Here is a 25,271-nt window from a genome sequence, read left to right on the forward strand (position 1 = left end):
GACGGGCACGTCCGCGCACGGGCCGTAAGGGAGGTGGCCGGGGTGCCCCCCTCCCGGTGGCGGGTGGGGCCACCGCCGCCGCGGGCGGCTACTTCTGCTGGCCGGGGCTGCCGGGGCCCTGCTGTGCCCCGGGCAGCGGGGAGGCCGCGAGCGACTGGGGCGACATGGGGTTCCCCAGCGCCGAGGGCGGGGCCACGGCGGAGGAGGGGTCGGACACGGGGGACTGGTCCTGGGCGGGGGCGACGACCGTGCCGACGATGCGGATGCCGGCCTCGTCGAACGCCCGCTTGATCCGCCAGCGCAGCTCGCGCGCCGCGGCGAGGGCCTTGCCGGGCATGGTCCTGGCCTGGACCTGGACCACCATCATGTCGCCGGTGACCGATTCCAGACCCAGCACCTGCACGGGCTCCCACAGCGTCTCGTTCCACGGCTCCTCGGAGCCCATCCGCTCGGCCGCGGTCAGGATGACCTTGCGCACCCGGTCCAGGTCCTCCTGGTAGCCCACCTGGATGTCGATCAGGGCGGTGGCCCAGCCCTGGCTCATGTTGCCGATCCGCTTGACCTCGCCGTTGCGCACGTACCAGATCTCCCCGTCGTCCCCGCGGAGCTTGGTCACCCGCAGGCCGACCTCGATCACCGTCCCGGTGGCCACTCCGGCGTCGATCACGTCTCCGACGCCGTACTGGTCCTCCAGGATCATGAAGACGCCGGAGAGGAAGTCGGTGACCAGGTTCCTGGCACCGAACCCGATCGCCACGCCGGCGACCCCCGCGCTGGCCAGCAGCGGGGCGAGGTCGATCCGCAGCACCGAGAGCACGGTGAGCGCGGCTGTGCCCAGGATGATGAAGGACGCCATGCTGCGCAGCACGGACCCGATCGCCTCGGACCGCTGCCGCCTGCGCTCGGCGTTGACCAGCAGCCCGTCCAGCGCGCGCCCGGGCCCGGTCACGGCACCGCGGGCCATCCTGGCGATCAGCCTGGTGATCATCCGCCGGACGACGAACCGCAGCACCAGGGCGACCACCAGGATGAAGGCGATCCTCAGCCCGGCGGCCAGCCACTCCTGCCAGTTCTCATCCACCCACTCGGCGGCGTTGGACATCGAGGTCTGCGCGTCCTCCAGCTCCCGTCCGCTCTCGGGCGGCGACGGGGAGGGGGAAGGGGAGGGGGCAACGGCGAGAAACGCGGTTCGAGCGGACCAGAACACAACGCATCCTTCCGATCACGGCCTCGGGCGTGTGCTGGGGGGACGAGGCCCTGCGGCGTTCCGGAGCGGCCGGTTCACCGAGTCCCACACTAACCGGACCCGCCGCTGGCCTCGGCAGGGCGTTCGAGTGGGATCGAAAGGGTGTGGCCCAAAACACTTCAGATCCGTTACCCGGTCATGGTGGCGCCACCACCAGGGACAAGGACACACTGGAGGAGATCGTCCCGGCGCGAGCCACGCGCCGCCGGCGTTAAGGGAGGCACCTGTGCCGCATGTCCTTGTCCTCAACGCGTCGTACGAGCCACTGGGCGTCGTGCCGACGCGACGCGCGCTCGTCCTGGTCCTCAACAAGAAGGCCGTGTGCCTCGAGGAGTCCGGCGTACTGATGCACAGCGCGACCCGTGCCGTCCCGGCACCCAGCGTGGTCCGGCTGACCCGCTTCGTGCGGGTTCCCTTTCGTGGTCCCGTCCCGCTCACCCGGCGCGCGCTGTTCGCCCGCGACGGCGGCCGGTGCGTGTACTGCGGAGGCGTCGCCACCAGCGTCGATCACGTGATCCCGCGCAGTCGGGGGGGCGCCCACTCCTGGGACAACGTGGTGGCGGCCTGCCGCCGCTGCAACCACGTCAAGGCCGACCGCCACGTCTCCGAACTCGGCTGGCGCATGCGCCACCAACCAGCCCCGCCCAGCGGTCTGGCCTGGAGGATCATCGGCACGGGCCATAGGGACCCACGCTGGATGCCATACCTCCAACCGTATGGCGCCGAGCACGCGGTGGCCCGGATCGACGGCATATCTGCCTAGATCCGGGCCCCTGTGTGTTCGGGGCCGAGCCGGCCCCCGGCCGGCGTACCGGCCCGTCGGTGCTCGCGCCGGCGGGTCCCTCCGGGTTGCCCCGGGCCGAGCCCACCGGCCCCGTACCGGCCGCCCCCGTTGGCGGTACGCCCGGTGGTCCTCAGAGGTCGATGCGCAGGCGCCGTGCGATCGACTCGGACACCGGGAACACCTGTTCGGGTGGGAGTAGGCGCTGGGCCTTGGCGGCCCGGTGGGTCCTCACCAGCTCCGCGATCTTGCGGGCCTTCGGGGTGATGTCGGTGAGGTCGATGACCCACTCCTCGACGAACGCGCGGATCAATGCCCGGCTGACCCCGACCTGGATGCTGTAGTGGTTCAGCGGCGCTCCGCGCAGGGAGCGCTCGGGATCCCACTGGACGTGGACCGGGGCCCGGGCCACCGCGGCCGGGTCGGCGGTCGTCAGGACGGCATGGGAGAGTGCCTCCTGCCAGCCCTCCCGGGTGATCCGCACCGCGAGCACACGTTCCTGGCCGGGCTTGCCGGCCCAGTTGCTGCGGTGCATCAGCCAGAGGAAGGACGGCTTGAGCCAGGTCATGCGCTGGAGCGAGAAGGGCGGCACGAACCGCTGGGCGCGCAGGGCCGGATCGGCGATCGCCGGCGGGTACGCCTGGTAGACCGTGATCGACCGGGCGTCGTACCGGGCACGGATCTGGCGCATCGGCATGACCGCACGGTGCCATCCACCAGCCGCTTCGGCGAGCGGTTTTCCCCCTGGGCTCGTTCCCCTCCCGCGCCCCGGCTCAGGCCATCAACTCGAACCAGACCTCCTTGGCGCGCGGCGAAGCGCCCAGCTCGCCCACCCCCCAGCGGTGGGCGAGCTGACTGACCAGGGCCAGCCCCCGACCGTGGTCCTCCGGCCCGGAGCGCACTGTGAAGTGGCCCGCGGTGCTGTCCAAAAAAGCGGCCCACGAGGGCGACGCGCAGGACGGGGCATCAGCCCTGCCAGGCCGTCCGGAGACGCCGTGATCAGCGTCGCCGTGATTGCGACGGCTGAACGCGCTGGTTGAGGCCGCCGACGAGAAGCAGTTGAACGAGACCATCGCCCGCCACGGCCGCCAAGGCGGGTTAGCATCCAAAGCCCCACCTGACACACAAGGCGGTGTCAGCCTGCTGTACGAGACCGAGGCGGAAGCGCGTGTACTCCTCGAAATCGGCCACCGGCTCGAAGCCCAAGCGCCTGAGCAGGACTGTGCTCTTGTCATTGCCGTGGGTGACGCCGGCGAAGATGTCGATCGCCCCGAGCTCGCGTGCCGCATGGGAGTACAGGGCGGCGCACGCGGCTGTCGCGTGACCCACACCGACACGGGACTCGCAGAGCCAGTAGCCCGTGCCGTAGCGCGGTGGGGCAACGGCGATCAGATCGACCGGCCGATCAGTTCGCTGTTCAGTCGAATCCCACAGCGTCGGCTGAGGCCGAAGACCTCGCTCAGATGTTCGCGAACCCAGGCCGGGGTGGCCTCGCTCTCCGCCCGGTAGTTGCCCAGTCGGCTCAGGCGCTCACGGTTTCGGTCCAGCAGCGCGTAGTACGCGTCTGCGTCGTCCAGCGTCAACTCACCCAGAACCAGGCCCGGGACCTGCGTCGGAACGTCCGGAACCGGGCTTTGAGGCACCGCGGATGCAGCCACACACTGAACCTAGGGCATCAACGGCGATCAACCCCACTGGGCGCGGGTCCTGGGGACACCGCACTGATGTCACTTCCTGCGGACTCCGCGATTCGGCTGATCACCAACTGCTGTGGAAAGCGGTCGACAAACGCTGTCGCGTGATCTCATCCGTGCCATCGCACGCCAACTCTGAGAGGTACAAGTGAGCGAGATCCACTGGCAGAAGTCCTCGTTCTGCGGGAACGGCGGCAACTCGTGCCTGGAACTGGCCAGGGCTGCCGACGCCGTCCTCATACGGGAGAGCGAGGTCCCGGACGCCGTGCTGGCGACGAGTCCGCCGGTTCTCCGTGCGCTGCTCCTCGGGCTGAAGGCCGGCGAGTTCGACCTGGGGTGACCCGGTGGGGCCCGGGGCGGTCTTGTGCCCCGGTCCCCACCGGCCTTCCGGGAAGGGCCCCCGGTCACCTCCCGGCCAGGTCCAGCCGCAGGTAGTCCAGGTTGAAGTTCTGGTACGCGTCGGTGTCCATGCTGATCCGCACCCGGTGCACGCCGGCCTCGAGGTACTGCCGCACACCCGTGGGCTGCGTGGCGAACGCGCGGTGGCTGGTGGTGTTCCGCACGGGGACGGCGGTGCCGGGTTGACCGTCGTCGAAGGTGAGGCGGTAGGTGCCGGCGGGGGAGTAGGGGGAGGAGACCCGGGCGGAGACGTCGTAGTACCCGGAGGTGTCCACCTCGACGTCGTAGGTGAGCCACTCCCCACCGCGAATCCAGCAGACCACCACGGCACCGTCCTGGTCACAGACGTCCACGCCCTCGTCGTGCCGGGCGACGTTCTTGCCGCGGTTCTCCGGGTCGTTGTCGTGGTAGGCGACGCCCTCGCCGCCCTCGCGGAAGTCCTCGCCCTGGATGCGCACGCTGTGCGGGGGCAGCTTCTCCTCCGCGCGGCCGGTCCGCAGCCACGACTCCAGCGTCTCGACGTTGTCGGTCTGGATCACCGAGGCACCGAAGGTGTCGATCAGTGCCCCCCAACCCCGGCGCGGGTCGATCAGGGACCGCTCGTCGGTGTGGTGGTCGGCGAGGCCGAACCACATGGAGTTGATCCAGACCCGGCCGGTGGAGCGCATCCGCTCCAGCACCTGCGGCCGGACCACCGCGTCCTCGGCGCTGTCGAAGACGACCTCGTAGGCGACCGGCTGGTCGTCCCCGAACTCGTCGACGGAGCCGATGTTGGAGTCGGAGACGACGTGCATGTAGACGGCGTCCGGGTGCTGCTTCCGGAACGCCTGGACCTCCGCCACCGGGGCGCTGCTCTTGAACAGGCCGTTGCGGACGGTTCCGGTCTCCTTCAGGACCCGGTACATCTCCTCGCGGACGTCCCAGCCCTTGTCGAGGTTGACCAGGCCGCGGCCCCTGACGGTCCGCATGGCCTCGTCCAGCGTGGGCACGCGCTCGTCGGTCAGGTCCGCCTGGGCACCGCCGAGGCCCTCCTTGAGCCGGAGGTCCCTGACCTGCCGCAGGGTGAGGTCCGCGACGCGACCCGTGCCGTTGGTGGTGCGGTCCACGGTCTCGTCGTGCATGAGCACCAGGTGGCCGTCCCTGGTCCTGCGGACGTCGGTCTCGACGATCTCGGCGCCGTCGTCCAGGGCGGCCTCGATGGCGGGCAGGCTGTTCTCCGGGGCCTCGCGCCACTGGCCGCGGTGAGCCGCGGTCAGGACCCTGGCGTTGGGACGGTGGTCCATCAGGTCCCGGTAGGCCCGATCGGAGCCGGGGCCCGAGGTGGACGTCGGGGACGGTGACGGCGTGGACGCGGACTCCGCGGCGACGGCGACACTCGCCGAGACGGCGAGGACGAGGCCCGCGGCGACGCTGGTGACGAGGTGCTTTCTCACAGGGGCAGCCTCCCGGCCCGGCGTGGCGAAAGCCCGTACCGGGCGTGTATGACGGCTGAACACCTGGCACGCGGTCCGGGGCGACCAGGTCACTCCTGGATGGCGTACACCTCCATCCCGAACAGCGAGTAGCCGTAGGGAGTGGCGCGCCGCACCCCCTGGACCCGGATGTAGCGGGCGTTCGGCGCGTCCATGCGGACGGTCTCGGTGCCGCCGGTGCCCCGGTGGACGGTGGCCGCGGTGCGCCACTGCTCGCCGTCGAGGGAGACCTCGACCCGGTAGGCGGCGGCGTGGGCGTCCTGCCAGTGCAGGACGAGCTGGCCGATCCTGGCGGTGTCGGCGAGCTGGAGCTGGACCCAGGCGTCGTCCTCCGCGGGGGAGGACCAGCGGGTGTTCGGGTCACCGTCGGTGACGGCTGAGGCGGGCAGGTCGGGGGTCTCGTCGCCCGAGGAACTGGCGGTGGCGTCACGGGCCAGATCGGGGCCCGCGGTCGCGGGGAACGCGCGGACGGTGAGGTCCTGACGCACGACGCGACCGTCGACCTGGAGGGTGACGGGGACGGAGTGCTTCCCCGGGGTGGTGCCCGCGGGCACGCTGATCTCCACCGGGACGGTGCGCTGTCCACCGCGGGGCAGGGGGACCTGACCGGGTGCGGACACCGTGACGCCGGCCGGGGCCTCGGCGGTGAGCGTGCCGGTGGTGGAGGTGGGGCGGGTGGCGCCCACGGTGGCCTCGACGGTGGTGGGGGCGCCGCCGATCACCGCGTCGAGCTCGCCGTGCTGCACCAGCAGCCTGGCCGCGGGGGAGTCCTGGAACCACGGGATGACCTCGTGGACCACCGGGGCCGGGGAGCCCTCCGTCCAGGAGAGCCGGACCGCGTCGGCCTTGGCGCCACCCCCGTCGAGCTCGGTCCAGCCGGTGCCGAGACGGCCGAGGTCCTCCCAGCCCCAGCCGGGGATGTGCGCCTGCACGGTGGCCTTCGCCCGGACCTGGGGATCGGTGAGCAGGGTGACCCGGTCCAGTGGGCGGGTGGCGCCGAACCGCACGGTGAGCGCCCCGGGGCCGGCCGAGCCGTCCGCGGTGGGGGCCGCCGCCGCCCGGTAGGTCGTGGCCGGGTCGCCGTCCGCCGCGGCGGCCAGCGGGTGGTCCGCGCCGGCGGCTGGCCCGCCGGTGACCTCGGGCCGCACGGTGTCCGGGGTGTTTACGATGAACGCCCGCACGGAGACCCTGGTGGGCTGCGGGCTGGTGGCGCGGAGCCGGATCTCCTTCGCCCGGGCGCCGCGCGGGAACGTCGCGGTGATGGTGCGCTTCCCGGTGCGGGCGGGCACCTGCCGCCAGCCGCTGCCGTCGTCGGCGTCGTACTCCAGCACGGCGTCCCGCAGGAAGTCGTCGGCCGCCGTTCCCCGGCCGCCCATCGCGATCCGCACGTCGGTCACCGGCTGGGCCACGCCGAGGTCCACGCCGAACGTGTCGCCGGGCTGCGGCGCGGTGTCGGTCCAGTAGGCCGTGTCGTCGGAGGAGTCCACCATCAGCGGCGGCTCGTGGTCACGCGCCGCGCCCATGCTGGTGGTGGGGGTGCGGACGTCGGCGCGGGCCCCGGTCCAGCGGTCCGCGGTGTCCAGGGCCCGGTCGAGGAACGGGTCGAGGACCCCCTCGCCGACCGTGGCGGTGCCGTGCCGCAGCTCCTTGCGCAACCGCTCGACGGTCACCTGCTCGGTCCAGGCCCCGGTGCCGTCGTCCCGCCCCTGCGCGGTGAGCATGTCCACGGCGGACCGGCCGGCGGTCCCGTACCGCCCCAACTGGTCCAGCCAGGGGCGCAGCTCGCGGGCCAACGCCCCGTCGGCGACCTGCTCCACGCGCCGCGGGGCGTCGGCCATGTCGTCGAAGGCGCTGCGCAGGTCGGCGACCTCCGTCCGGTGGGTGGCTCCGGCCGGGTCCTCGTCGAGCGCCTGCCAGAACGCGTCGATCACGGGCTGCAGGTAGGCCGACTCCCGCCGGTCGAGCGCGGAAGAGGCGCTGTTGCGGGCCAGGGTGGTGAGCCCGCGCAGCGCGGCCGGGTCACCGCCGGCCAGGTCGCGCAGGGCGGCGTGCCAGGAGTCCTGGGCGCGGTAGGCCCGCGGGTTCCAGGCGAAGTCCGCGGAGGTGAACAGCGCGATGCGGGACGCCACCGGCTGTCTCCCGGCGTTGGCCAGCACCTGTGTGGAGGTCGTGGCCACCGCCGGCTCCCGCCCGGTGGTGGGGCCGAGGAAGACCCGGTCGTCGGCGAAGTCGTTGACCGGGTAGTTGTCCATGGTGACCAGCGGGTGGCCGAACGTCTCGCGCGCGTCGGCGAGCTCCTGACCGGTGATGGTGCGTGGAACGACGCCGACGCCGGTCCAGGCGACCTCGATGTCGTCGTCCAGGGCGTCGGCCAGCGCGGCCCGGTACTCGCTGCTTCCGTCCTGGTAGTACTCGGTGGGCAGCACGGACAGGGCGCCGGGGGCGGACCCGTACCGGTCGTTGAGCCAGGTGGCGACCGCGTTGGCCACCCTGGCCTGTGCCTTCGCGGCGGCCTCGGGGCCGGTGCCGAAGGCGTCCCGGTCCGCCCCGCAGTGCCACTCGTCGTAGGCCACGTCCTGGAACTGGAGCTGGAAGCCGCGCACCCCCAGCTCCCACATCGCCTCCAGCTTGGAGGTGAGCGCGGTGATGTCCTTGGCGGAGGAGAAGCACAGCGACTGGCCGGGGGAGACCGCCCACGCGAGCACCACGTGGTTGCGGCGGGCCCGCTCGGCGAGCGCCTCGAACTGGACGGCCTGGGCCCGTGGGTACGCCTGCCGCCAGCGGGTCTGCCGGTAGGGGTCGGCGCCGGGGGCGTAGAGGTACCGGTTCTGTTTGGTGCGGCCCAGGAAGTCGAGTTGGGCCAGCCGCTGGGCGTGGGTCCACGGAGCCCCGTAGAACCCCTCGACGGTGCCCCGCACCGGGGCGGTCGGCCAGTCCCGCACGACCACCCCGGGGACCTCGCCGTCCGCGGCGAGCTGCCGCAGGGTCTGCGCGGCGTGGAACGCGCCGTCCGGGTCGCGTCCGGCGAACGCGACGACCTCGCGCGGGACGCCGTCGAGCGTCGCCTGGCCGGACGCCAACACGTATCCCCCCGCGGGCAGTCTGATCGCTGAGGGGGCGTCGAGCGACCGCAGTGCCCGGGCGGCCTCGGTGCCGCCGGCGTACACCAGCAGCCCGCTGGCCGGCGCCGACCCGGGACGGACCACGTCCACCCGGCGGGCTCCGGCGTCCGTCAGGGCCTCGCGGACCGGGTCCAGGACCGTGCCGTCCACGCCCTCTCCCGCGACGACCGTGACCACCTGGGTGACCCGCACCGCGGGGCCCTGTTGGTGCAGCGACTGCGGACGCGGGTAAACCGACAACGACCCGTCGGAGCTCGGGGCGTCCGCGGCGGTCGAGGGGTCGGTGCTGCTGGTGCCCGGGGTGGGCCGGGGGGCGGCGACCGCCCCGGTGGGTACGCCGATGACACTGCCGATGACAGCGGCGGCGAGCGCAGCGGCGCCCGCGACCGCGGACTTGGACCGCCGGGGGTGCACATGGCCTCCTTGCAGCCGAGCACGAGGGGGACGGGACTCGGGGAGGACGAACGTCAAGGGAGGTCTAGAGCCCACCATTTGGGCGTCGCGGTGTCAACGAGCCGGAGCGGTTTGTCCGATCACGGGGCTGGGATCGTTCGGTGGACGGCGCGGCGCGAGCCGGAAGTGAACCCCCTCAGCACACCGCGGGACGCGTGGCCGGCACCCGGGGTGGCCCGCGGGGCGTTCCGGACCCCCAGGGCCCGAACCTACGCTGGGCGCATGCCGGAACCCCATGAGTTGACGATGCTGGAACAGGCCGCGGCGATCAGGGCCGGGGACCTGTCCCCGACGGAGCTGACGGAGCACTACCTCGAGCGGATCGACCGGCACGACGACGCCCTCGGCGCCTACCTGACCCTCACACCGGAACGGGCCCGCCAGGACGCGCGGCGCGCGGAACAGGCCCTGCGCGCGGGAGGGGACCTCCCCCCGCTGCTCGGCGTCCCGATCCCGGTCAAGGACCTCAGCGCGGTCGCCGGGGTCAGGTTCACCCTCGGTTCGGCCGCGCTGGCCGACCGGGTCGCCGAGACGGACAGCGGCGTGGCCCGGCTGCTCAGGGAGGCGGGCACGGTACTCCTGGGCAAGACCAACACCCCGGAGTTCGGCCTCAACGCCTACACCGAGTCCCTGGTGGGGCCCCCGGCGCGCACCCCGTACGACCTGTCCAGGGGGGCCGGGGGTTCCAGTGGGGGAGCCGCCGCCGCGGTGGCGGCCGGCCTGGCGCCCGCCGCGCACGGCAGCGACGGGGGCGGCTCCCTCCGCATCCCGGCGAGCTGCTGCGGCCTGGTCGGCTTCAAACCCACCCGGGGCCGGGTCACCCCCGACCCGACCGGGGACGCCAGCGGACTCGTCGTGGACGGACCGCTGGCCCGCACCGTGCGGGACGCCGCGGCCCTGCTCGACGTGCTGGCCCAGCCGGTGGCGGGCGACCCGTTCCCGCAACCGCCACCCGACCCCTCGTTCCTGGGTTGGGCCGACCGGGACCCCGGGAGGCTGAGGATCGCCCGCTGGGCGGAGCCCGACGTCGTCGGCGGCACCGTCGACCCCGAGGTGCGCCAGGCGTACGAGGAGACCTCCCGGCTCCTCGCGGACCTCGGCCACGAGGTGGTGGAGGTGCCCCGGCCGCTGGAGCCCGGGGAGCGCAAGGTCTTCGGGCCGGTCTGGGCGGTGCTGGCCGCGCTCGCTCCGGTGCCGCCCGAGCGCGAGGGGGAGCTCACCGGGATCGCCCGGTGGCTGCGCGAACGCGGCCGGGAGGTCAGCGGTCCCGGGTACGCCGAGGCGCTGATGGCCATGCAGGCGGTGGGCCGTCGCATCGCCCGCGCCGTGGACGGGTACGACGCCGTGCTCACCCCGACCCTGGCCAAGCTGCCCGTGCCGGTGGGCGCGCTGCGCAACGACGAGGAGCCGTGGGAGGACTTCGCCGCCCAGTTGGCGTTCACCCCGTTCACCGCCCTGTGGAACATCGCGGGCAACCCCGCGGTGTCCCTGCCGCTGTGCTGGACCCCGCAGGGGCTGCCGATCGGGATGATGCTCGCCGGCCGGTTCGGGGGCGAGGGGCCGCTGCTGGCCCTGGCCGCCCAACTGGAGCAGGCCAGGCCCTGGCACGGGCACCATCCCGAGTGCTGGTGGGTCTGAGACCCGGGCGGCGCGCCGGTGACGGGGTAACGGTGGGGTGAACCCCCGCCCGACGGCGGGCCGGGACCCGGCCGCCCGGTCACCCGGGTGCCGGAGGCCGCCGCGGTGGGGGCGCCGCCCCGCCACAGGTCCACCGTCGAGCCCTCCGGAGTTCCCCGTGTCCCACGCCGCAGCCCCCACCCCGGCAGCCAACCCCGCACTCGCCGAGCTCGCCGTCCGGTACGGCGTGGACACCACCCACCGGCCGGCGCCGGGCACCACGGTGCGGGTGCCGGACTCCACCCTGGTGGCGGTGCTCGCCGCACTGGGCGTGGACGCCGGCAGCCCCGGCGCCGTCCGCCGGGCGCTTGCCGCGCACAGGCGGCGCCAGGACGAGCGGTTGCTGCCGGACTGCGCGGTGGTCCGGGCGGGGCGGACGCCGCGCCTGACGGTGCCGGACGGCACCCGGCTGAGGGTGCGCACCGAGGGCGGGGAGGACCGCCCGCTCGCCCCGGACCTGCCGTTGGGCCAGCACACCGTGCACGCCTGCCGGGACGGCGCCAGCGCCACCGCGCCGCTGCTCGTCGTGCCGGACCGGGCACCCGCGGCCCCGGCCCGCTGCTGGGGGCTGCTCGTCCAGGTCTACTCGGTGCTGTCCGGTCGCTCCTGGGGCATGGGCGACCTGGGCGACCTGGGCGAGCTCGCGGAGTGGGCGGGGCGGACCCTGAAGGCGGGCTTCGTCCAGGTCAACCCGCTGCACACGGCGGTCCGCGGCGCGGTGGCCGCGCCGGGCGACGCCGCGTCGGACCGCGCGCCGGTACGGGGCCCGTCCGACCCGTCCCCGTACCGCCCGTCCTCCCGGCTCTTCCCCGACCCGATCTACCTGCGGGTCGAGGAGGTGCCGGAGTACGCGCACCTCGACGCCGACGACCGCGCCCACGCTGACCGGCTGGCGGCCCGGGCCGCGGAGCTGCGCGCGGCGACGCTCCGCCCGGACGGCCTCATCGACCGCGACGCGGTGTGGGCGCTGAAGCGCGCCGCCCTGGAACTGGTGCACAGGGTGCCGCTGACCCCGGCCCGGCGGAGCGCGTTCCGGGACTTCGTCACCGCACGGGGGAGGGCCCTCGACGACCACGCCACCTGGTGCGCCCTGGCCGAACGCCACGGGCCGAACTGGCGTTCCTGGCCTTCCGGGCTGCGCCACCCCCGCGGCCCCGCCGTGGCCGCCGCCCGCGCCGACCACGGCGAACTGGTGGACTTCCACCGGTGGCTGGCCTGGCTGACCGACACCCAGCTCGCCGCCGCCCAGCGCGCCGCCCGGGACGCCGGGATGCCCGTCGGGATCGTCCACGACCTGGCCGTGGGCGCACACCCGGAGGGCTCGGACGCCTGGGTGTGGCAGGACGTGCTGGCGTCCGGGATCTCGGTGGGGGCGCCCCCGGACGCGTTCAACGCCAGGGGCCAGGACTGGGGCCTCCCGCCGTGGCGCCCGGACGCCCTGGCCGCCGCCGGGTACGCCCCCTTCCGGGAGCTGCTCCGAGGCCCGCTGCGACACGCCGGGGCCCTGCGGCTGGACCACGTGATGGGCCTGTTCCGGCTCTGGTGGGTGCCACGGGGGCGGCCCCCGCAGGAGGGCACCTACGTGCGCCACGACGCCGAGGCGATGCTGGGGGTGCTGGCGCTGGAGGCCCACCGCGCCGGAGCCGTGGTGATCGGCGAGGACCTCGGCACGGTCGAGTCCGGGGTGCGGGAGCGGCTCGCCGAGCGCGGGGTGCTCGGCACCTCGGTGCTGTGGTTCGAACACGACCCGGACGGCGACGGGGCGCCGCTGCCACCAGGACGGTGGCGCACCGGCTGCCTGGCCACCGCCACCACCCATGACCTGCCGAGCACCGCCGCCCACCTCACCGGGGAGCACGTGGACCTCCGGGACCGGCTGGGGCTGCTGACCCGGCCCGCGGAGCAGGTGCGCGCCGAGGCCGAGCGGGAGGTGGCCGGGTGGCTGGCCCTGCTCGAGCGGCAGGGACTGCTGCCGGAGGGGGTGCGGGACGAGGAGACGGTGATCGCCGCCGTGTACCGCTTCCTGCTGCGCACCCCGGCGACCCTGGTGGGGGTGTGGCTGCCGGACGCGGTCGGGGACCGCAGACCCCAGAACGTGCCGGGCACCTGCGCCGAGTACCCCAACTGGCGGCTGCCCGTCGCCGACGCCTCGGGCCGTCCGCGCACGCTGGAGCAGCTCGCCTCCGCGTCCCGCCTCCATGCCCTTGTCAACGCGCTGACCAGCGATTCTTCCCCGGACTAGACCGAACGTCGGCCCCGCTCGCGCGTGGTTGGGAGGCGTTCGCTACGTTTGGTCCGTGGTCAACAAGAACGCCCTGCGGGCCGGTGCGGTGGCTGCCGGCACAATCACGATGCTGCTGGTCTCGTCTCCCGCCTTCGCGCTGACGCGTGACGACGGCGACGACCCCGGGTCCGGCCTGAGCGTCGCCGAGACCCTCGGCCTGTACGTGGGCCTGCCGCTGCTGGCCTTCGCGGTCATCGCCGGCCTGGTGATGCTGCCGTCCATGGGCAAGCGCAGGTAACCGGTCCGACGCACCCGCGGCGCCCGCGGACGGCAGCCGGTCAGGCGCCGTGCCGCGGCGCCGCCGTGACACCGGCCACGTCGATCCTGCCCAGCGACACCGTCGGGCTGGGGGAGTACTCGTCGCAGTCGCCGTCGTGGTGCCCGGAGGACACCCCCGACCTGCCCCGGTGGGACCCCCCGCCGCCCCGGCCGCCCTTGCCGGGCGCCGCCGCGGCCAAGACGGTGGTGCCGGTCGCGGCGCCCGCCGCGCAGTCGCTCTCCTCGTCGTCCCCGCAGGCGGTCAGCAGCCCCGCGGCCAGCACCGCGGTGACGCAGGCGGCCAGGGCGCGGGTGCTCCTCTTGATCGTTTCCCCCTCGGGGCGGTGCGGGGCGCGCGCTGCCGCGCCCCGCACGTGGACAGCCGGAGTCGGGCGGCCGGACCGCGAACGAACGCGGCCCGGCCGCCGAACCCGTTGAGGATACTGGTCAGTACTCTCCGTGTTCCCCGGCGGCCCGGTCCACCGCCTGCGCGCGCAGCGCACGGGCCACCCCGTCCCTGGCCTCCACCACCAGCCGGCGCAGCGCGGGCACCGGCTGCGCCGACTCCAGCCAGGCGTCGGTGGCGTCCAGCGTCTGCTGCGAGACCTGCAACGTCGGGAAGAGACCGATCACCACCTGCTGGGCCATCTCGGGGCTGCGGGTGTCCCACACACCCCGCACCGCCTCGAAGTACCGCGCGGCGTAAGGAGCGAGCAGGTCCCGCTGGTCCGTCTGGACGAACCCGGCGATGGCCGCTTCCTGCAGGGCGTTGGGCAGCTCCTCCCGCTCCACCACCGCGGCCCACACCTCGTCCTTGGCCTGCGCGGTGGGAAGGGCGGCGCGGCAGGTCCTGGCGTGCCGCTCACCGGCGGAGGTGGCGTCCCGGCGCAACTCGGCGGCGATGGCCTCCTCGCTGGCCCTGCCGGTGGCGGCGAGCCGGCCGAGCAGCGCCCAGCGCAACTCGTCGTCGACGGCGAGCCCGGCCAGCGTCTCGCTGCCGTCCAGCAGCCCACCCAGCAGGTCGAGCTGGGCGGGGGTGCGGGCGCAGGCGGCCAGCGCCCGCACCCAGGCCAACTGGTGGTCGCTGCCCGGGATGGCCGTACGGGCCCGCGCGTACGCGGCCTCGCTCCACCGCAGCAGCCCCTGCTCGCGCCACCCGGGGTCGGCGTACAGGTCCAGGGCGAGCTTGACCTGGCGGTGCAGCGACTGCACCACGCCGATGTCGGACTCCCGGTCGATGCCGTGCAGCACCAGCTCGAGGTAGTCCCGGGTGGCCAGCTCCCCGTCCCGGGTCATGTCCCAGGCCGACGCCCAGCACAGGGCGCGCGGCAACGAGTCCGTGAAGTCCCCCAGGTGCTCGGTGACCACGGCGAGTGACTCCGGGTCGAGGCGGACCTTGGCGTAGGTCAGGTCGTCGTCGTTGAGCAGCACCACGTCCGGTCGGGGCCGGCCGACCAGCTCGGGGACCTCGGTGAGCTCGCCGTCCACGTCCAGCTCGAACCGGTCGGTGCGCACCAGCGACCCGTCAGTGAGCCGGTAGGCGCCGACGGCGATCCGGTGGGGGCGCAGGGTGGGGGTCCCCTTGGCCCCGGCGGGCAGCGCCGGCGCCTCCTGCCGCACCGCGAACGAGGTGACGGTGCCGTCGGGGCCCGTCTCGACCACCGGCCTGAGCACGTTGATCCCGGCCGTCTCCAACCAGGCCTTGGACCACGCCGACAGGTCCCGGCCCGAGGTCTCCTCGAGGGCGACGAGCAGGTCGGACAGCCGGGTGTTGGCGTAGGCGTGCCGCTTGAAGTAGGCGCGCACCCCCTGGAAGAACTGGTCGGTCCCCACGTAGGCGACGAGCTGCTTGAGCACCGAGGCGCCCTTGGCGTACGTGATGCCGTCGAAGTTGACCAGGACGTCGTCCAGGTCACGGATGTCCGCCATGATCGGGTGGGTGGACGGGAGCTGGTCCTGCCGGTACGCCCAGGTCTTCATGGAGTTGGCGAACGTCGTCCAGGCGTGCGGCCACCGGCTGTCCGGGGCGTGTGCCTGGCAGGCGACCGAGGTGTAGGTGGCGAACGACTCGTTCAGCCACAGGTCGTTCCACCACTCCATGGTCACCAGGTCGCCGAACCACATGTGGGCCAGCTCGTGCAGGATGGTCTCGGCCCGCGTCTCGTACGCGGCGTCGGTCACCTTCGAACGGAAGACGTACTGGTCGCGGATGGTCACCGCGCCGGCGTTCTCCATCGCGCCGGCGTTGAACTCCGGGACGAAGAGCTGGTCGTACTTGGCGAACGGGTACGGGTAGCCGAACTTCTCCTGGAACCAGTCGAACCCCTGCCGGGTCACCTCGAAGATGGCGTCGGCGTCCAGGTACTCGGCGAGCGAGGGCCGGCAGTACAGGCCCAGCGGCACCACCTGCTCGCCGCGCCGGTACTCGCTGTGCACCGCGTGGTACGGGCCGGCGACCAGCGCGGTGACGTAGCCGGAGAGGCGCGGCGTGGGGGCGAACCGCCACACCCCGTCCACGGGCTCCGGGGACGGCGAGTTGGACACCACCGTCCAGCCCTCCGGGGCCCGCACGGTGAACTGGAACGTGGCCTTCAGGTTCGGCTGCTCGAAGCTGGCGAAGACCCGGCGCGCGTCCGGCACCTCGAACTGGGTGTACAGGTACGCCTGCTGGTCCACCGGGTCCACGAAGCGGTGCAGCCCCTCACCGGTGTTGGTGTAGGCGCAGTCGGCGACGACCGTCAGCTCGTTGATCTCGGCGAGCTCCGGCAGGGTGATCCTGCTGTCCTGGAACACCTCCGCGGGGTCCAGGGAGGCGCCGTTGAGGACGACCTCGTGGACGGTCGGCGCGATCAGGTCGATGAAGGTGGAGGCGCCGGTCTGACGGGACCGGAAACCGACCCGGGTGGTGGAGCGGAAGGTCCCTCCCTCCTGGGCCCCGGTCAGGTCGAGCTCGATCTGGTACGAGTCCACGGACAGCAGGCTGGCACGCGCCTGCGCCTCTTCACGGGTGAGATTCGTGCCTGGCACGTCGGCAACTCCTTAGTCTGGCTTCCCGGCCATCCTTACACCCCGTGGGGGGAGCGGCGGCTCGCCCCGGTGGATGTCGGGCGCGGCGCCCCCGGGGGCGCCGGCACACGGGTGTCGGGCGCCAGGGGGCTCACCGGGGCAGCGCCACCACCAGCCGTGAGGGCCGGGCCCGCTCCGGCGCCGAACGCAGCGCGGTGCTCAGTACCGCGGCCTGGGTCCGCCGGGCGTCCCGCAGCTTCTCCGGCGTCATGTACAGCACCTCGAGGCCGAGGCGTTCCAACTGGTCCCGGCGGGCCACCTCCTCCGCCCAGTCCCGCTCGTCGAACCCCGGCCACCGCACGTCGATGTCGAGCACCACCCGCTGCTCCGGCCAGTACGCGTCCACCGCGGCGAGGAAGGAGCCGTCCGGCCGGTGCAGCGCGACGTTCCACACCGGGTCGGGCAGCCCGCACTCCCGGACCAGCCGGTAGGCCCGACCCTCGGCCAGCGCCCGGCCCTCGGCGAGAGCCGCCTCCGCCGTCTCGGTCACCCCCGGCCGCTCCAGCAGGGCCGCCCGCCGCAGCTCGTCCACCAGCGCGGCACAGCCGCACGCCCCCACCCGCACCGCCTCCACCAGCAGCGTCCGCACCGCCCGCGGGTCCTGGAGCACCGCCACCGCGTCGGTCAGGGCCCGCACCAGCGGGGCGCAGGGCAGCCCGTCGACCCACACCGGCTCCGGCAGCGTCCGGGAGCGCCGAATCCTGACGTGCCCGGCGTCCCGCAGCCGGCGCTGCCGCGGGACCAGCACGTCCACCGCGCGCGGGCCTTCCGGGCCCGGAACGCCCGGGAAGCCATGCAGGGCGAGCGCGGCGAGCCCGGTGACGACCGCGGGGCGGCGCCGGGCGACGGGACCCGCGGCCCCCGGCACCGCGGGCCGCGGGTCCCGCCCCGCACCGGGCCGCCGTGGAGCGCGGGACGCGGGCTGACGGGTGGTGACCCAGCCGGCGTACAGCACCGCCGACCGCAGGAGCTGCTCCGCGGTGGCCGGCTCGGGGTGGAGCAGGTACACCCCGGGGAGCAACCGCTGCCACGGTCCCCCGGGGCGGCACCGCTCGGCGATCCGGCGTGCCGGCACACCGTGTTCGCGCAACTCGTCCCCGGTCACGACCCCGTGCCGGCCGGTGCCGCACCGCGGGAGGGGAAGGGCGCCAGGAGAAGTGTCGTGTCCCATGGTGGTACCCTTCCTCGCCCGCGGCCGGGCGGGGACCACTGTTACAGGTCCGTGGAGAATCCCCTACGCACCCGCGGCACGCCGGGGTCCTTCACGAAGCGGTGTCCGCCGCGACCCCCGGCCCCGGAGCCGCACCCCCGTCCCGGTCGTTCGCCCGCGCGTCCAGGGCTCGGGACAGCTCGTCACGGGCTTCGAGCACCAGCCGGCGCAGCGCGGGGACGTCCGGGGCCTGAGCGAGCCAGGCGTCCGTGCGTCGCAGCGTCTCGGGGGAGACCTGGGACGCCGGGTAGAGGCCGGAGACGATCCGCATCGCGATCTCGATGCTCCTGGTGGCCCAGACCTCCTCGATCACCTCGAAGTACCGGGTGGTGTACGGGGCGAGCAGCTCCTCCTGCCCGGGCTGGCCGAAACCGGCGATCACCGCGTCCACCATGGCGTTCGGCAACGCCTCCGACTCCACCACGTCCCGCCACGCCTGTGCCTTGACCGCCGCGTCGGGGCGGGCGGCCAGGCAGCGGGCCTGGTGGCGCCGGCCCGAGGCGGTGTCGTCCCGCCGCAGCTCCGCCTCGAGCGCGTCGGCGTCGGCGACGCCGTGCGCGGCCAGCGGCTCGAGGAACGCCCAGCGCAGCTCCTGGTCGATGGCCAGGCCCTCCAGCACGCTGGTGCCGTCGAGCAGCTCCCGCAGCAGCCCCAGCTCCGCCTCGTCCGCCGCGACCTGGGCGAAGCACCGGGCCCAGGCGAGCTGGTGACCGCTGCCCGGCTCGGCCGCGCGCAGCTCCCGCAGGGCGCCCTCGGCCAGCAGCCGGCGCCCCCGGGGCCGCCAGTCGGGGTCGGCGTACCGCTCCACCGTCAGACGGGCCTGCTGCTGCAGGCTCTGCAACACCCCGATGTCCGTCTCCTGCCCGGCGAACCGCAGCACCAGGTCCAGGTAGGTGCGCGCCGGCAGCAGACCGTCCCGGGTCAGGTTCCACACCGCGGACCAGCACAGAGCCCTGGCCAGTGGGTCGGCGACGTCACCGAGGTGGGCGTGGAGCGTGGCCAGCGAGTCCTGGTCGAGCCGCACCTTGCAGTACGTCAGGTCCTCGTCGTTGAGCAGGATCAGGTCCGGACGGGCCGCACCGGCCAGCCCGGGCACCACGGTGGTGGCGCCGGTGATGTCGGCCTCCACCCGCTCGGCGCGGCGCAGCAGCCCGTCGTCCCCCTTCCGGTACAGGCCCACGGCGATCCGGTGGGGGCGCAGTGTGCCGTCAGGCGCAGGTTCCTGGACGACGGTCAGCTCACTGATCCGCCCGTCCTCGTCGTGGGTGGCCCGGGGGGTGAGCACGTTGACCCCCGCGGTCTGGAGCCAGGCCCTGGACCAGGAGGCCATGTCCCGCCCGGACGTCTCCTGGAGCACCTCCAGCAGGTCCCGCAGGGTCGTGTTGCCGTAGGCGTGGCGCCGGAAGTAGCGGCGGGCTCCCTCAAGGAAGGCGTCCTGACCGACGTAGGCCACCAACTGCTTGAGCACGGACGCGCCCTTGGAGTAGGTGATGCCGTCGAAGTTGAGCTTGGCGTCCTCCAGGTCCCGGATGTCCGCGGTGATCGGGTGGGTGGTCGGGTACTGGTCCTGGCGGTAGGCCCAGGACTTGCGCCGGTTGGCGAAGGTGATCCAGCCGTCCCGGTAGCGGGTCGCCTCCACCAGCGCGAGCGAGCCCATGTAGTCGGCGAAGGACTCCTTCAGCCACAGGTCGTCCCACCACTCCATGGTGACCAGGTCCCCGAACCACATGTGGGCCATCTCGTGCAGCACCACACAGGCCCGACCCTCGTAGGAGGCCTCCGTCACCTTGCCGCGGAACACGAAGTCCTCGCGGAAGGTGACCAGACCCGGGTTCTCCATCGCGCCCAGGTTGTACTCGGGCACGAACGCCTGGTCGTACTTGCCGAAGGGGTACGGGTAGTCGAAGTGGTCGTGGAAGAAGTCCAGGCCCTGCTTGGTGACGGTGAAGATCTCGTCCGCGTCGAAGTACTCGGCGAGCGACGACCGGCACAGCGCGCCGAGCGGGATGGTCAGGCAGGTGCCGTCCTCCAGGGTCCTGCGGTACTCGTCCCGCACCTGGTGGTAGGGGCCGGCGACGACCGCGGTGATGTAGGTGGAGATGGGTTTGGTCGGGGCGAACCGCCAGGTCGCCGAGGTGTCGTCCACGGGCTGTGGGTCGCCGGTGGGCGACTCGTTGCTCAGCACCGTCCAGTGCGCCGGCGCGGTGACCTGGAAGGTGTACGGGGCCTTGAGGTCGGGCTGCTCGAAGTTGGCGAACACCCGTCGGGCGTCCGCCGGTTCGTACTGGGTGTAGAGGTACGTGGTGTCGTCCACCGGGTCGTGGAAGCGGTGCAGGCCCTCGCCGGTGCGGCTGTAGGCGCACTCGGCGTCCACCGTCACCTCGTTCTCCTCGGCGAGTCCGGTCAGGGTGACCCGGGAGCCGTCGAACGCGGTGCCCGGGTCCACCGCCCGCCCGTTGAGGGTCACCGAGTGCACCGCGGGCGCCAGCAGGTCCAGGAAGGTGGTCGCGCCGGGTTCGGCGCACCGGAAGCGGACGGTGGTCACCGAGCGGAAGGTGCCGGTGCTGCCGTCCGTGGTGGGCCGCGCCGCGGAGCGCAGGTCCAGGTCCACCCGGTACCCGTCGACGGAGATCAGACGGGACCGGGTTCGGGCCTCGTCGATGGTCAGGTTCTGTCCCGGCACTGCGGTGCTCCCTTGCGCTGCGGTGGGGTCTTGGGTGCGGTGCGGGGGTCTCCCGCGCTCCGGGACATGCTGTCATCCGTGGGCTGGCACGGACATATGGACATTCCCACCAGCGAGGGGAATGGGGGCGCCGCGGGGTGCTGTTGTCGTCGTTGCGGGCGCTCGCCCGCGACGACGACCGATCCTTCGCCAAGGAGCCGCTGTGACCGCAGCTCACGAACAGCAGACCAAGACCGCAGACTTCTGGTTCGACCCGGTGTGTCCCTGGGCGTGGCTCACCTCCCGGTGGATGCTCGAGGTGGAGAAGCAGCGGCCGGTCTCCGTGCGCTGGCATGTGATGAGCCTGTCCGTGTTGAACGAGAAGCGCCTGGACGAGATGCCGGAGCACTACCGGGACCTGATGCAGCAGGCGTGGGGGCCGGTGCGGGTCGCCATCGCCGCAGAACAGAAGTACGGCAACGGCGTGCTCGCCGACCTCTACACGGCGCTCGGCACCCGGTACCACCTCCAGGAGAGGCCGAAGGACCGGGCGACCCTGGTGGACGCGCTGACCGAGGCCGGCCTCCCGGTGGAGCTCGCCGACGCCGCGGAGTCCACCGAGTACGACGAGGCGCTCCGGGCCTCGCACGCCGAGGGCATCGGCCTGGTCGGTGAGGAGGTGGGCACCCCGGTGATCGCCGTCGAGGGCGCCGAGGGGGAACGCATCGCGTTCTTCGGCCCGGTGGTCACCCCGGCGCCGAAGGGTGAGGCCGCCGCGCGGCTCTGGGACGGGGTGGTGGCCGTGGGATCGACCCCGGGGTTCTTCGAGATCAAGCGGACCAGGACCCAGCCGCCGATCTTCGAGTGACCGGGCCGCGGGAACGGTCCCACGCCGCGGGGCGCGGGACCGTTCCCGCGTCCCCCGCGTCCGGAGCGGGACCGCAGTGGTCCGTCTGGTGAGGAAGCTCCAACTCCCGGCGCCGAGCCTTGGCACGGATCTCCCTGCAGGACGGCCGTCTCCGTGGGCTACCGTCGCTTCGTCCCCACTGTCCCCGACTCACCCGCTTTGAGGACCACGATGACCCTCGCTGCTCCCCTCCGCACCGGCCACGGCCCCGTCCTGGCCGACCTGCTGCCCGCCGCGACCACCACCCGGGCCCGGGTACGTGACATCGCCCTGGTCGTGGGTGGTGCCGCGCTCACCGGTCTGGCCGCCCAGCTCTCGGTGCCGGTTCCCGGCTCCCCGGTCCCGGTCACCGGGCAGACCTTCGCCGCCTTGCTGGTGGGAACCGCGCTCGGGACCCGCAGAGGCCTCCTGTCGCTGGCCCTGTACCTGCTGCTCGGCGCGGCCGGAACCCCGTGGTTCGCGGGCGGCACCTCCGGCTTCGGAGCGACCTTCGGCTACGTGGTGGGTTTCGTGGTCGCCGCCGGGATGGTCGGCGCGCTGGCCGAACGGGGCGGTGACCGCGGCCCGCTGCGGATGCTGGGCACCATGGCCGTGGGCAGCGCCGCGATCTACGCGGTCGGGGTGCCGTGGCTGGCGGTGAGCCTGGACCTGTCGCTGTCCGAGGCGGCCTCGCTCGGCCTGGTGCCGTACCTGCTGGGCGACGCGGTCAAGGCCGCGCTGGCCATGGGGGCGCTGCCCGCCGCCTGGCGGCTCGCCGGCAACGGCCGGGACTGAACCGACCCACGGGAACGCGCGGTGGCGTCCGGGGCCCGCCCCCGGACGCCGCTTCGCTCACCGCGGTGGCACGCCCACGCCGGTCCTCGACCCCCGGCGCTGCCTGACCACGCCGACGACCAGCACCAGCGCGCCCACCAGGACCGACATGGTCATCTGCTCGCGCCCGGCCTCCTCGGTGAACATGTAGGCCACCACGAACAGGATCAGTCCGATGGTGGCCCACGTCAGGTAGGGGAACAGCCACATCCGCACGGTCAGCCGGTGCGGCGCCTCCCGCTCCAGGATGCGTCGCATCCTGAGCTGTGACAGGCAGATCACCAGCCAGACGAACAGCGCCACCGCCCCGGAGGAGTTCAGCAGGAACTCGAAGACGGTGTCCGGCGAGGTGTAGTTGAAGACCACCGCGACGAAGCCGAAGGCGACGGACGCCCAGATCGCCGCCGCCGGCACCCCCCGGCGGTTGACCCTGCCGAACGCCGCCGGGGCGTCGCCCCGCCGCCCCAGTGAGAAGGCCATGCGGGACGCGGTGAACAGGCCGGAGTTCAGGCAGGAGAGCACCGCGGTCAGCACGATGACGTCCATCACCCGGGCGGCGCCGGGTATGCCCACCTCCTCGAGCACCGCCACGTAGGGACTCGTGCGCACCTCCTGGGAGTCCCAGGGCAGCAACGTCACCACGATCAGGATCGAGCCGAGGTAGAAGACGGCGATCCGCCAGATCACACTGTTGGTGGCCCGGCTCACCGCCTTCTCCGGTTCGGCGGACTCGCCCGCCGCCAGGGTGACGATCTCGCTGCCCATGAAGGAGAAGACCACCAGCAGCATCCCGGAGAGCACCGCTCCGTAACCGTCCGGCAGGAACCCGCCGTGGTCCAGCAGGTTGGCGGTGCCGACCGCCTCGGTGTCCGGCAGCACCCCGAACACGGCCAGCCCGCCCACCACGATGAACGCCGCGATGGCCACCACCTTGATGCCGGCGAACCAGAACTCGAACTCCCCGTAGGAGCCGACCGAGAACAGGTTGGTGCCGGTCAGCAGCACCATCACCGCCAGCGCGAACGCCCACTGCGGTACGGCCGGGACCCAGTCGGTGAGGATGGCCGCGCCCGCGGTGGCCTCCACCGCCAGCACCACCACCCAGAAGAACCAGTACAGCCAGCCGATGGTGAACCCGGCCCAGCGGCCGAGCGCCCGGTCCGCGTAGGCGGAGAACGAACCGCTGGTGGGATGGGCGGCGGCCATCTCGCCGAGCATCCGCATGACGAGCACGACCAGCAGTCCGGCGAGTGCGTACGACAGGAGGATGCCGGGACCGGCGGCCCTGATCCCGGCCCCGGAGCCCACGAACAGACCGGCTCCGATCACCCCGCCGATGGCGATCATGGACAGGTGGCGGCTCTTCAGCCCGGGCCGCAGACCGACGTCCTCCGGGCCGGCACCCTCCGGCGAACCAGGACCCTGCGACGGGCCAGGACCCTCCGGCGAACCGGGACCCTGCGACGGGCCAGGACCTTCCGGCGAACCGGGGTCCTCGGCCGGACCGGGCTGTTCGGGTAAGCGGGCGTCCCCGGGCGAACCGGGGCCTTCGGGTAAGCCGGGACCGCCGGCTGGGTCGGGGCCACCAGGGGGCCCGGAGCCGTCGGCCGGGGGCGAGCCCCCGTTCCCCTTCGGTGATGCGTGCGGATTCATTGTGACCGGAGATCCAACCGTGTCGGGGGCAAGGACAGGAGCGCCAGGTTCCAGTTTCCCGCGCCCGGCTCAAGCAGGGCTCGCGCCGGCTCGCCCGGCCCCGGTACGACGGGGCGGCCGGGGCGTGCGAAACTGCCCGCATGCGCGTGTACCTCGGCTCGGACCACGCCGGCTTCGAGCTCAAGAACCATCTCGTCAACTGGCTGACCGCCAACGGGCACGAGCCCGTGGACTGCGGGCCGCTCATCCACGACCCCGCCGACGACTACCCGCCGTTCTGCCTGCGGGCCGCCGAGCGGACCGCCGCCGACCCCGACGCCCTGGGCATCGTCATCGGCGGTTCCGGCAACGGCGAGGCCATCGCGGCCAACAAGGTCAAGGGCGTGCGTGCCGCGCTGGCCTGGAGCGAGCAGACAGCGGTCCTCGCCCGCACGCACAACGACGCCAACGTGGTCAGCATCGGCGCCCGGATGCACTCCGAGGCCGACGCCACCCGCTTCGTGGAGCTCTTCCTGACCACCGAGTACTCCGGGGACGAGCGGCACACCCGCCGCATCGACATGCTCACCGCCTACGAGAACACCGGGGAACTGCCCCCACTGCCCGAGGGACACCCGCAGAGCTGATGCCCGAAGGACACACCGTCCACCGGCTGGCCGCCGAGCACCTGCGGGAGTTCGGCGGTCGGGCGGTGCGCGCCAGCAGCCCCCAGGGACGGTTCGCCGCCGGGGCCAGCGTCATCGACGGACGGGTCCTGGACGGGGTGGACGCCCACGGGAAGCACCTCTTCCTGGGTTTCGACACCGCCGGAGGGCACTGGCTCCACGTGCACCTCGGCCTCTACGGCACCGTCCGGTTCGGCCGGGGGCCGGCGCCGGACCCGGTCGGCGCGGTGAGGCTGCGACTGGCCAACGACACCGCCCACGCCGACCTGCGCGGCCCCACCGCCTGCGAACTGCTGACCCCCGAGGAGAAGCAGGCCCTGCACGCCCGCCTCGGACCTGACCCGCTGCGCCCCGGCGACGACGGGGAACGGGCCTGGCAACGGATATCGCGCAGCCGCAGCACCGTCGCCGTGCTGCTGATGGACCAGAAGGTCCTCGCCGGGGTCGGCAACATCTACCGGGCCGAAGTGCTGTTCCGGCACGGAATCGACCCCCGCCGCCCGGGCCGGGAACTGCGGCGCACCGAGTGGGACGCCGTCTGGGCCGACCTGGTCGCGTTGATGAACGAGGGGGTCAGGGGCGGACGCATCGACACCGTGCGCCCGGAACACACCCCGGAGGCGATGGGCCGACCGCCGCGGGTGGACGACCACGGCGGCGAGGTCTACGTCTACCGCCGCGCCGGGCAGCCCTGCCTGGTCTGCTCCACCGAGGTCAGCACCGAGCCGGTGGCGGCCCGCAACCTCTTCTGGTGCCCCACCTGCCAGAAGGCCTGAGCCCCTTCGCCGCAGGGAGCAGGCGCCCCCGTTCCCCTCGCGACGGCGGTGCGGCCCCTAGGGCCTGTCTGATGAGTAGCGTCGTCCGCCCGGAGGGCGGGGGTCGCGGCGTCTGGTGCGTGCGATCGCAAGG

The 25,271-nt window shown here is 73.4% G+C and carries 21 protein-coding genes; 9 read left to right on the forward strand and 12 right to left on the reverse strand.

Going from position 1 to position 25,271, the window contains the following annotated elements; all coding sequences use genetic code 11:
- Positions 1-88: 88 nt before the first annotated feature.
- Positions 89-1,207 (reverse strand): mechanosensitive ion channel family protein, encoded by a 1,119-nt coding sequence (locus A3IG_RS0108045; protein ID WP_026220018.1) that lies wholly within the window; start codon positions 1,205-1,207, stop codon positions 89-91.
- A 265-nt stretch (positions 1,208-1,472) separates the two neighbouring features.
- Between A3IG_RS0108045 and A3IG_RS0108050 the strand changes: the two genes are divergently transcribed.
- Positions 1,473-2,009, forward strand: coding sequence for an HNH endonuclease (locus A3IG_RS0108050; protein ID WP_018383040.1), 537 nt, complete (start codon positions 1,473-1,475; stop codon positions 2,007-2,009).
- Positions 2,010-2,160: 151 nt separating this feature from the next.
- Here A3IG_RS0108050 and A3IG_RS0108055 read toward each other — a convergent pair whose 3' ends face one another.
- The 4 genes from A3IG_RS0108055 to A3IG_RS35025 form a co-directional block, all read right to left on the reverse strand.
- A complete protein-coding gene (locus tag A3IG_RS0108055) occupies positions 2,161-2,724 on the reverse strand; it encodes a DUF4291 domain-containing protein (protein WP_018383041.1) in 564 nt (187 codons plus the stop codon).
- 76 nt (positions 2,725-2,800) lie between these two features.
- Complete coding sequence (locus A3IG_RS34140) at positions 2,801-2,956, reverse strand: ATP-binding protein (protein ID WP_018383042.1); 156 nt, start codon at positions 2,954-2,956, stop codon at positions 2,801-2,803.
- A 169-nt stretch (positions 2,957-3,125) separates the two neighbouring features.
- Positions 3,126-3,356, reverse strand: coding sequence for a GNAT family N-acetyltransferase (locus A3IG_RS35020; RefSeq protein WP_018383043.1), 231 nt, complete (start codon positions 3,354-3,356; stop codon positions 3,126-3,128).
- Positions 3,357-3,415: 59 nt separating this feature from the next.
- Positions 3,416-3,685, reverse strand: coding sequence for a hypothetical protein (locus A3IG_RS35025; RefSeq protein ID WP_236719231.1), 270 nt, complete (start codon positions 3,683-3,685; stop codon positions 3,416-3,418).
- A gap of 184 nt (positions 3,686-3,869) precedes the next feature.
- Between A3IG_RS35025 and A3IG_RS0108075 the strand changes: the two genes are divergently transcribed.
- Complete coding sequence (locus tag A3IG_RS0108075) at positions 3,870-4,061, forward strand: DUF397 domain-containing protein (protein WP_018383045.1); 192 nt, start codon at positions 3,870-3,872, stop codon at positions 4,059-4,061.
- A 64-nt stretch (positions 4,062-4,125) separates the two neighbouring features.
- On the opposite strand, the gene A3IG_RS0108080 is transcribed toward A3IG_RS0108075, so the two are convergent.
- Together A3IG_RS0108080 and A3IG_RS0108085 are read right to left on the reverse strand one after the other, a co-directional pair.
- Entirely contained in the window at positions 4,126-5,553 is a 1,428-nt protein-coding gene (locus tag A3IG_RS0108080) for a glycerophosphodiester phosphodiesterase family protein (RefSeq protein ID WP_018383046.1), read from the reverse strand.
- Positions 5,554-5,642: 89 nt separating this feature from the next.
- Complete coding sequence (locus A3IG_RS0108085) at positions 5,643-9,128, reverse strand: beta-N-acetylglucosaminidase domain-containing protein (RefSeq protein WP_018383047.1); 3,486 nt, start codon at positions 9,126-9,128, stop codon at positions 5,643-5,645.
- Positions 9,129-9,389: 261 nt separating this feature from the next.
- On the opposite strand from A3IG_RS0108085, the gene A3IG_RS0108090 reads away from it, so the two are divergent.
- The 3 genes from A3IG_RS0108090 (at position 9,390) to A3IG_RS0108100 (ending at position 13,366) form a co-directional block, all read left to right on the forward strand.
- Complete coding sequence (locus tag A3IG_RS0108090) at positions 9,390-10,805, forward strand: amidase (RefSeq protein ID WP_026220019.1); 1,416 nt, start codon at positions 9,390-9,392, stop codon at positions 10,803-10,805.
- Between the two features lie 157 nt (positions 10,806-10,962).
- On the forward strand, positions 10,963-13,086 hold the full coding sequence (gene malQ, locus A3IG_RS0108095; RefSeq protein ID WP_018383049.1) for a 4-alpha-glucanotransferase: 2,124 nt from the start codon (positions 10,963-10,965) through the stop codon (positions 13,084-13,086).
- A 55-nt stretch (positions 13,087-13,141) separates the two neighbouring features.
- Positions 13,142-13,366 carry a hypothetical protein gene (locus tag A3IG_RS0108100; protein WP_018383050.1) on the forward strand — a complete coding sequence of 75 codons (225 nt, stop codon included), beginning with the start codon at positions 13,142-13,144 and terminating at the stop codon, positions 13,364-13,366.
- A 40-nt stretch (positions 13,367-13,406) separates the two neighbouring features.
- On the opposite strand, the gene A3IG_RS0108105 is transcribed toward A3IG_RS0108100, so the two are convergent.
- The 4 genes from A3IG_RS0108105 to pepN (A3IG_RS0108120) all read right to left on the reverse strand — a co-directional run bounded on the left by A3IG_RS0108105 (position 13,407) and on the right by pepN (A3IG_RS0108120) (position 20,345).
- A complete protein-coding gene (locus A3IG_RS0108105; protein WP_157862355.1) occupies positions 13,407-13,760 on the reverse strand; it encodes a hypothetical protein in 354 nt (117 codons plus the stop codon).
- 73 nt (positions 13,761-13,833) lie between these two features.
- Positions 13,834-16,413 (reverse strand): aminopeptidase N, encoded by a 2,580-nt coding sequence (pepN, locus tag A3IG_RS0108110; RefSeq protein WP_018383052.1) that lies wholly within the window; start codon positions 16,411-16,413, stop codon positions 13,834-13,836.
- Between the two features lie 130 nt (positions 16,414-16,543).
- The gene (locus tag A3IG_RS0108115) at positions 16,544-17,623 is read right to left on the reverse strand and encodes a hypothetical protein (RefSeq protein WP_018383053.1); all 1,080 of its coding nucleotides are present in this window, start codon (positions 17,621-17,623) and stop codon (positions 16,544-16,546) included.
- Positions 17,624-17,714: 91 nt separating this feature from the next.
- Entirely contained in the window at positions 17,715-20,345 is a 2,631-nt protein-coding gene (gene pepN / locus A3IG_RS0108120; protein ID WP_018383054.1) for an aminopeptidase N, read from the reverse strand.
- A 202-nt stretch (positions 20,346-20,547) separates the two neighbouring features.
- Here pepN (A3IG_RS0108120) and A3IG_RS0108125 point away from each other — a divergent pair, with 202 nt between their 5' ends.
- Positions 20,548-21,192, forward strand: a complete 645-nt coding sequence (locus tag A3IG_RS0108125; protein WP_018383055.1) for a DsbA family oxidoreductase — start codon at positions 20,548-20,550, stop codon at positions 21,190-21,192.
- A 210-nt stretch (positions 21,193-21,402) separates the two neighbouring features.
- Positions 21,403-22,005 (forward strand): biotin transporter BioY, encoded by a 603-nt coding sequence (locus A3IG_RS0108130; RefSeq protein WP_018383056.1) that lies wholly within the window; start codon positions 21,403-21,405, stop codon positions 22,003-22,005.
- A gap of 57 nt (positions 22,006-22,062) precedes the next feature.
- Here the strand turns inward: A3IG_RS0108130 and A3IG_RS0108135 are convergent, their stop codons facing one another.
- Positions 22,063-23,391: an amino acid permease gene (locus A3IG_RS0108135; RefSeq protein WP_018383057.1), complete on the reverse strand. Its 1,329-nt coding sequence runs from the start codon at positions 23,389-23,391 to the stop codon at positions 22,063-22,065.
- 446 nt (positions 23,392-23,837) lie between these two features.
- Here A3IG_RS0108135 and A3IG_RS0108145 point away from each other — a divergent pair, with 446 nt between their 5' ends.
- Positions 23,838-24,323, forward strand: a complete 486-nt coding sequence (locus A3IG_RS0108145) for a ribose-5-phosphate isomerase (protein WP_018383059.1) — start codon at positions 23,838-23,840, stop codon at positions 24,321-24,323.
- Positions 24,323-25,138 (forward strand): Fpg/Nei family DNA glycosylase, encoded by an 816-nt coding sequence (locus tag A3IG_RS0108150; RefSeq protein ID WP_018383060.1) that lies wholly within the window; start codon positions 24,323-24,325, stop codon positions 25,136-25,138. Before A3IG_RS0108145 ends, A3IG_RS0108150 begins: the two co-directional genes overlap by 1 nt.
- The last annotated feature ends 133 nt before the right edge of the window (positions 25,139-25,271 follow it).

It is taken from the genome of Wenjunlia vitaminophila DSM 41686, from assembly GCF_000380165.1.
Lineage (GTDB): Bacteria > Actinomycetota > Actinomycetes > Streptomycetales > Streptomycetaceae > Wenjunlia > Wenjunlia vitaminophila.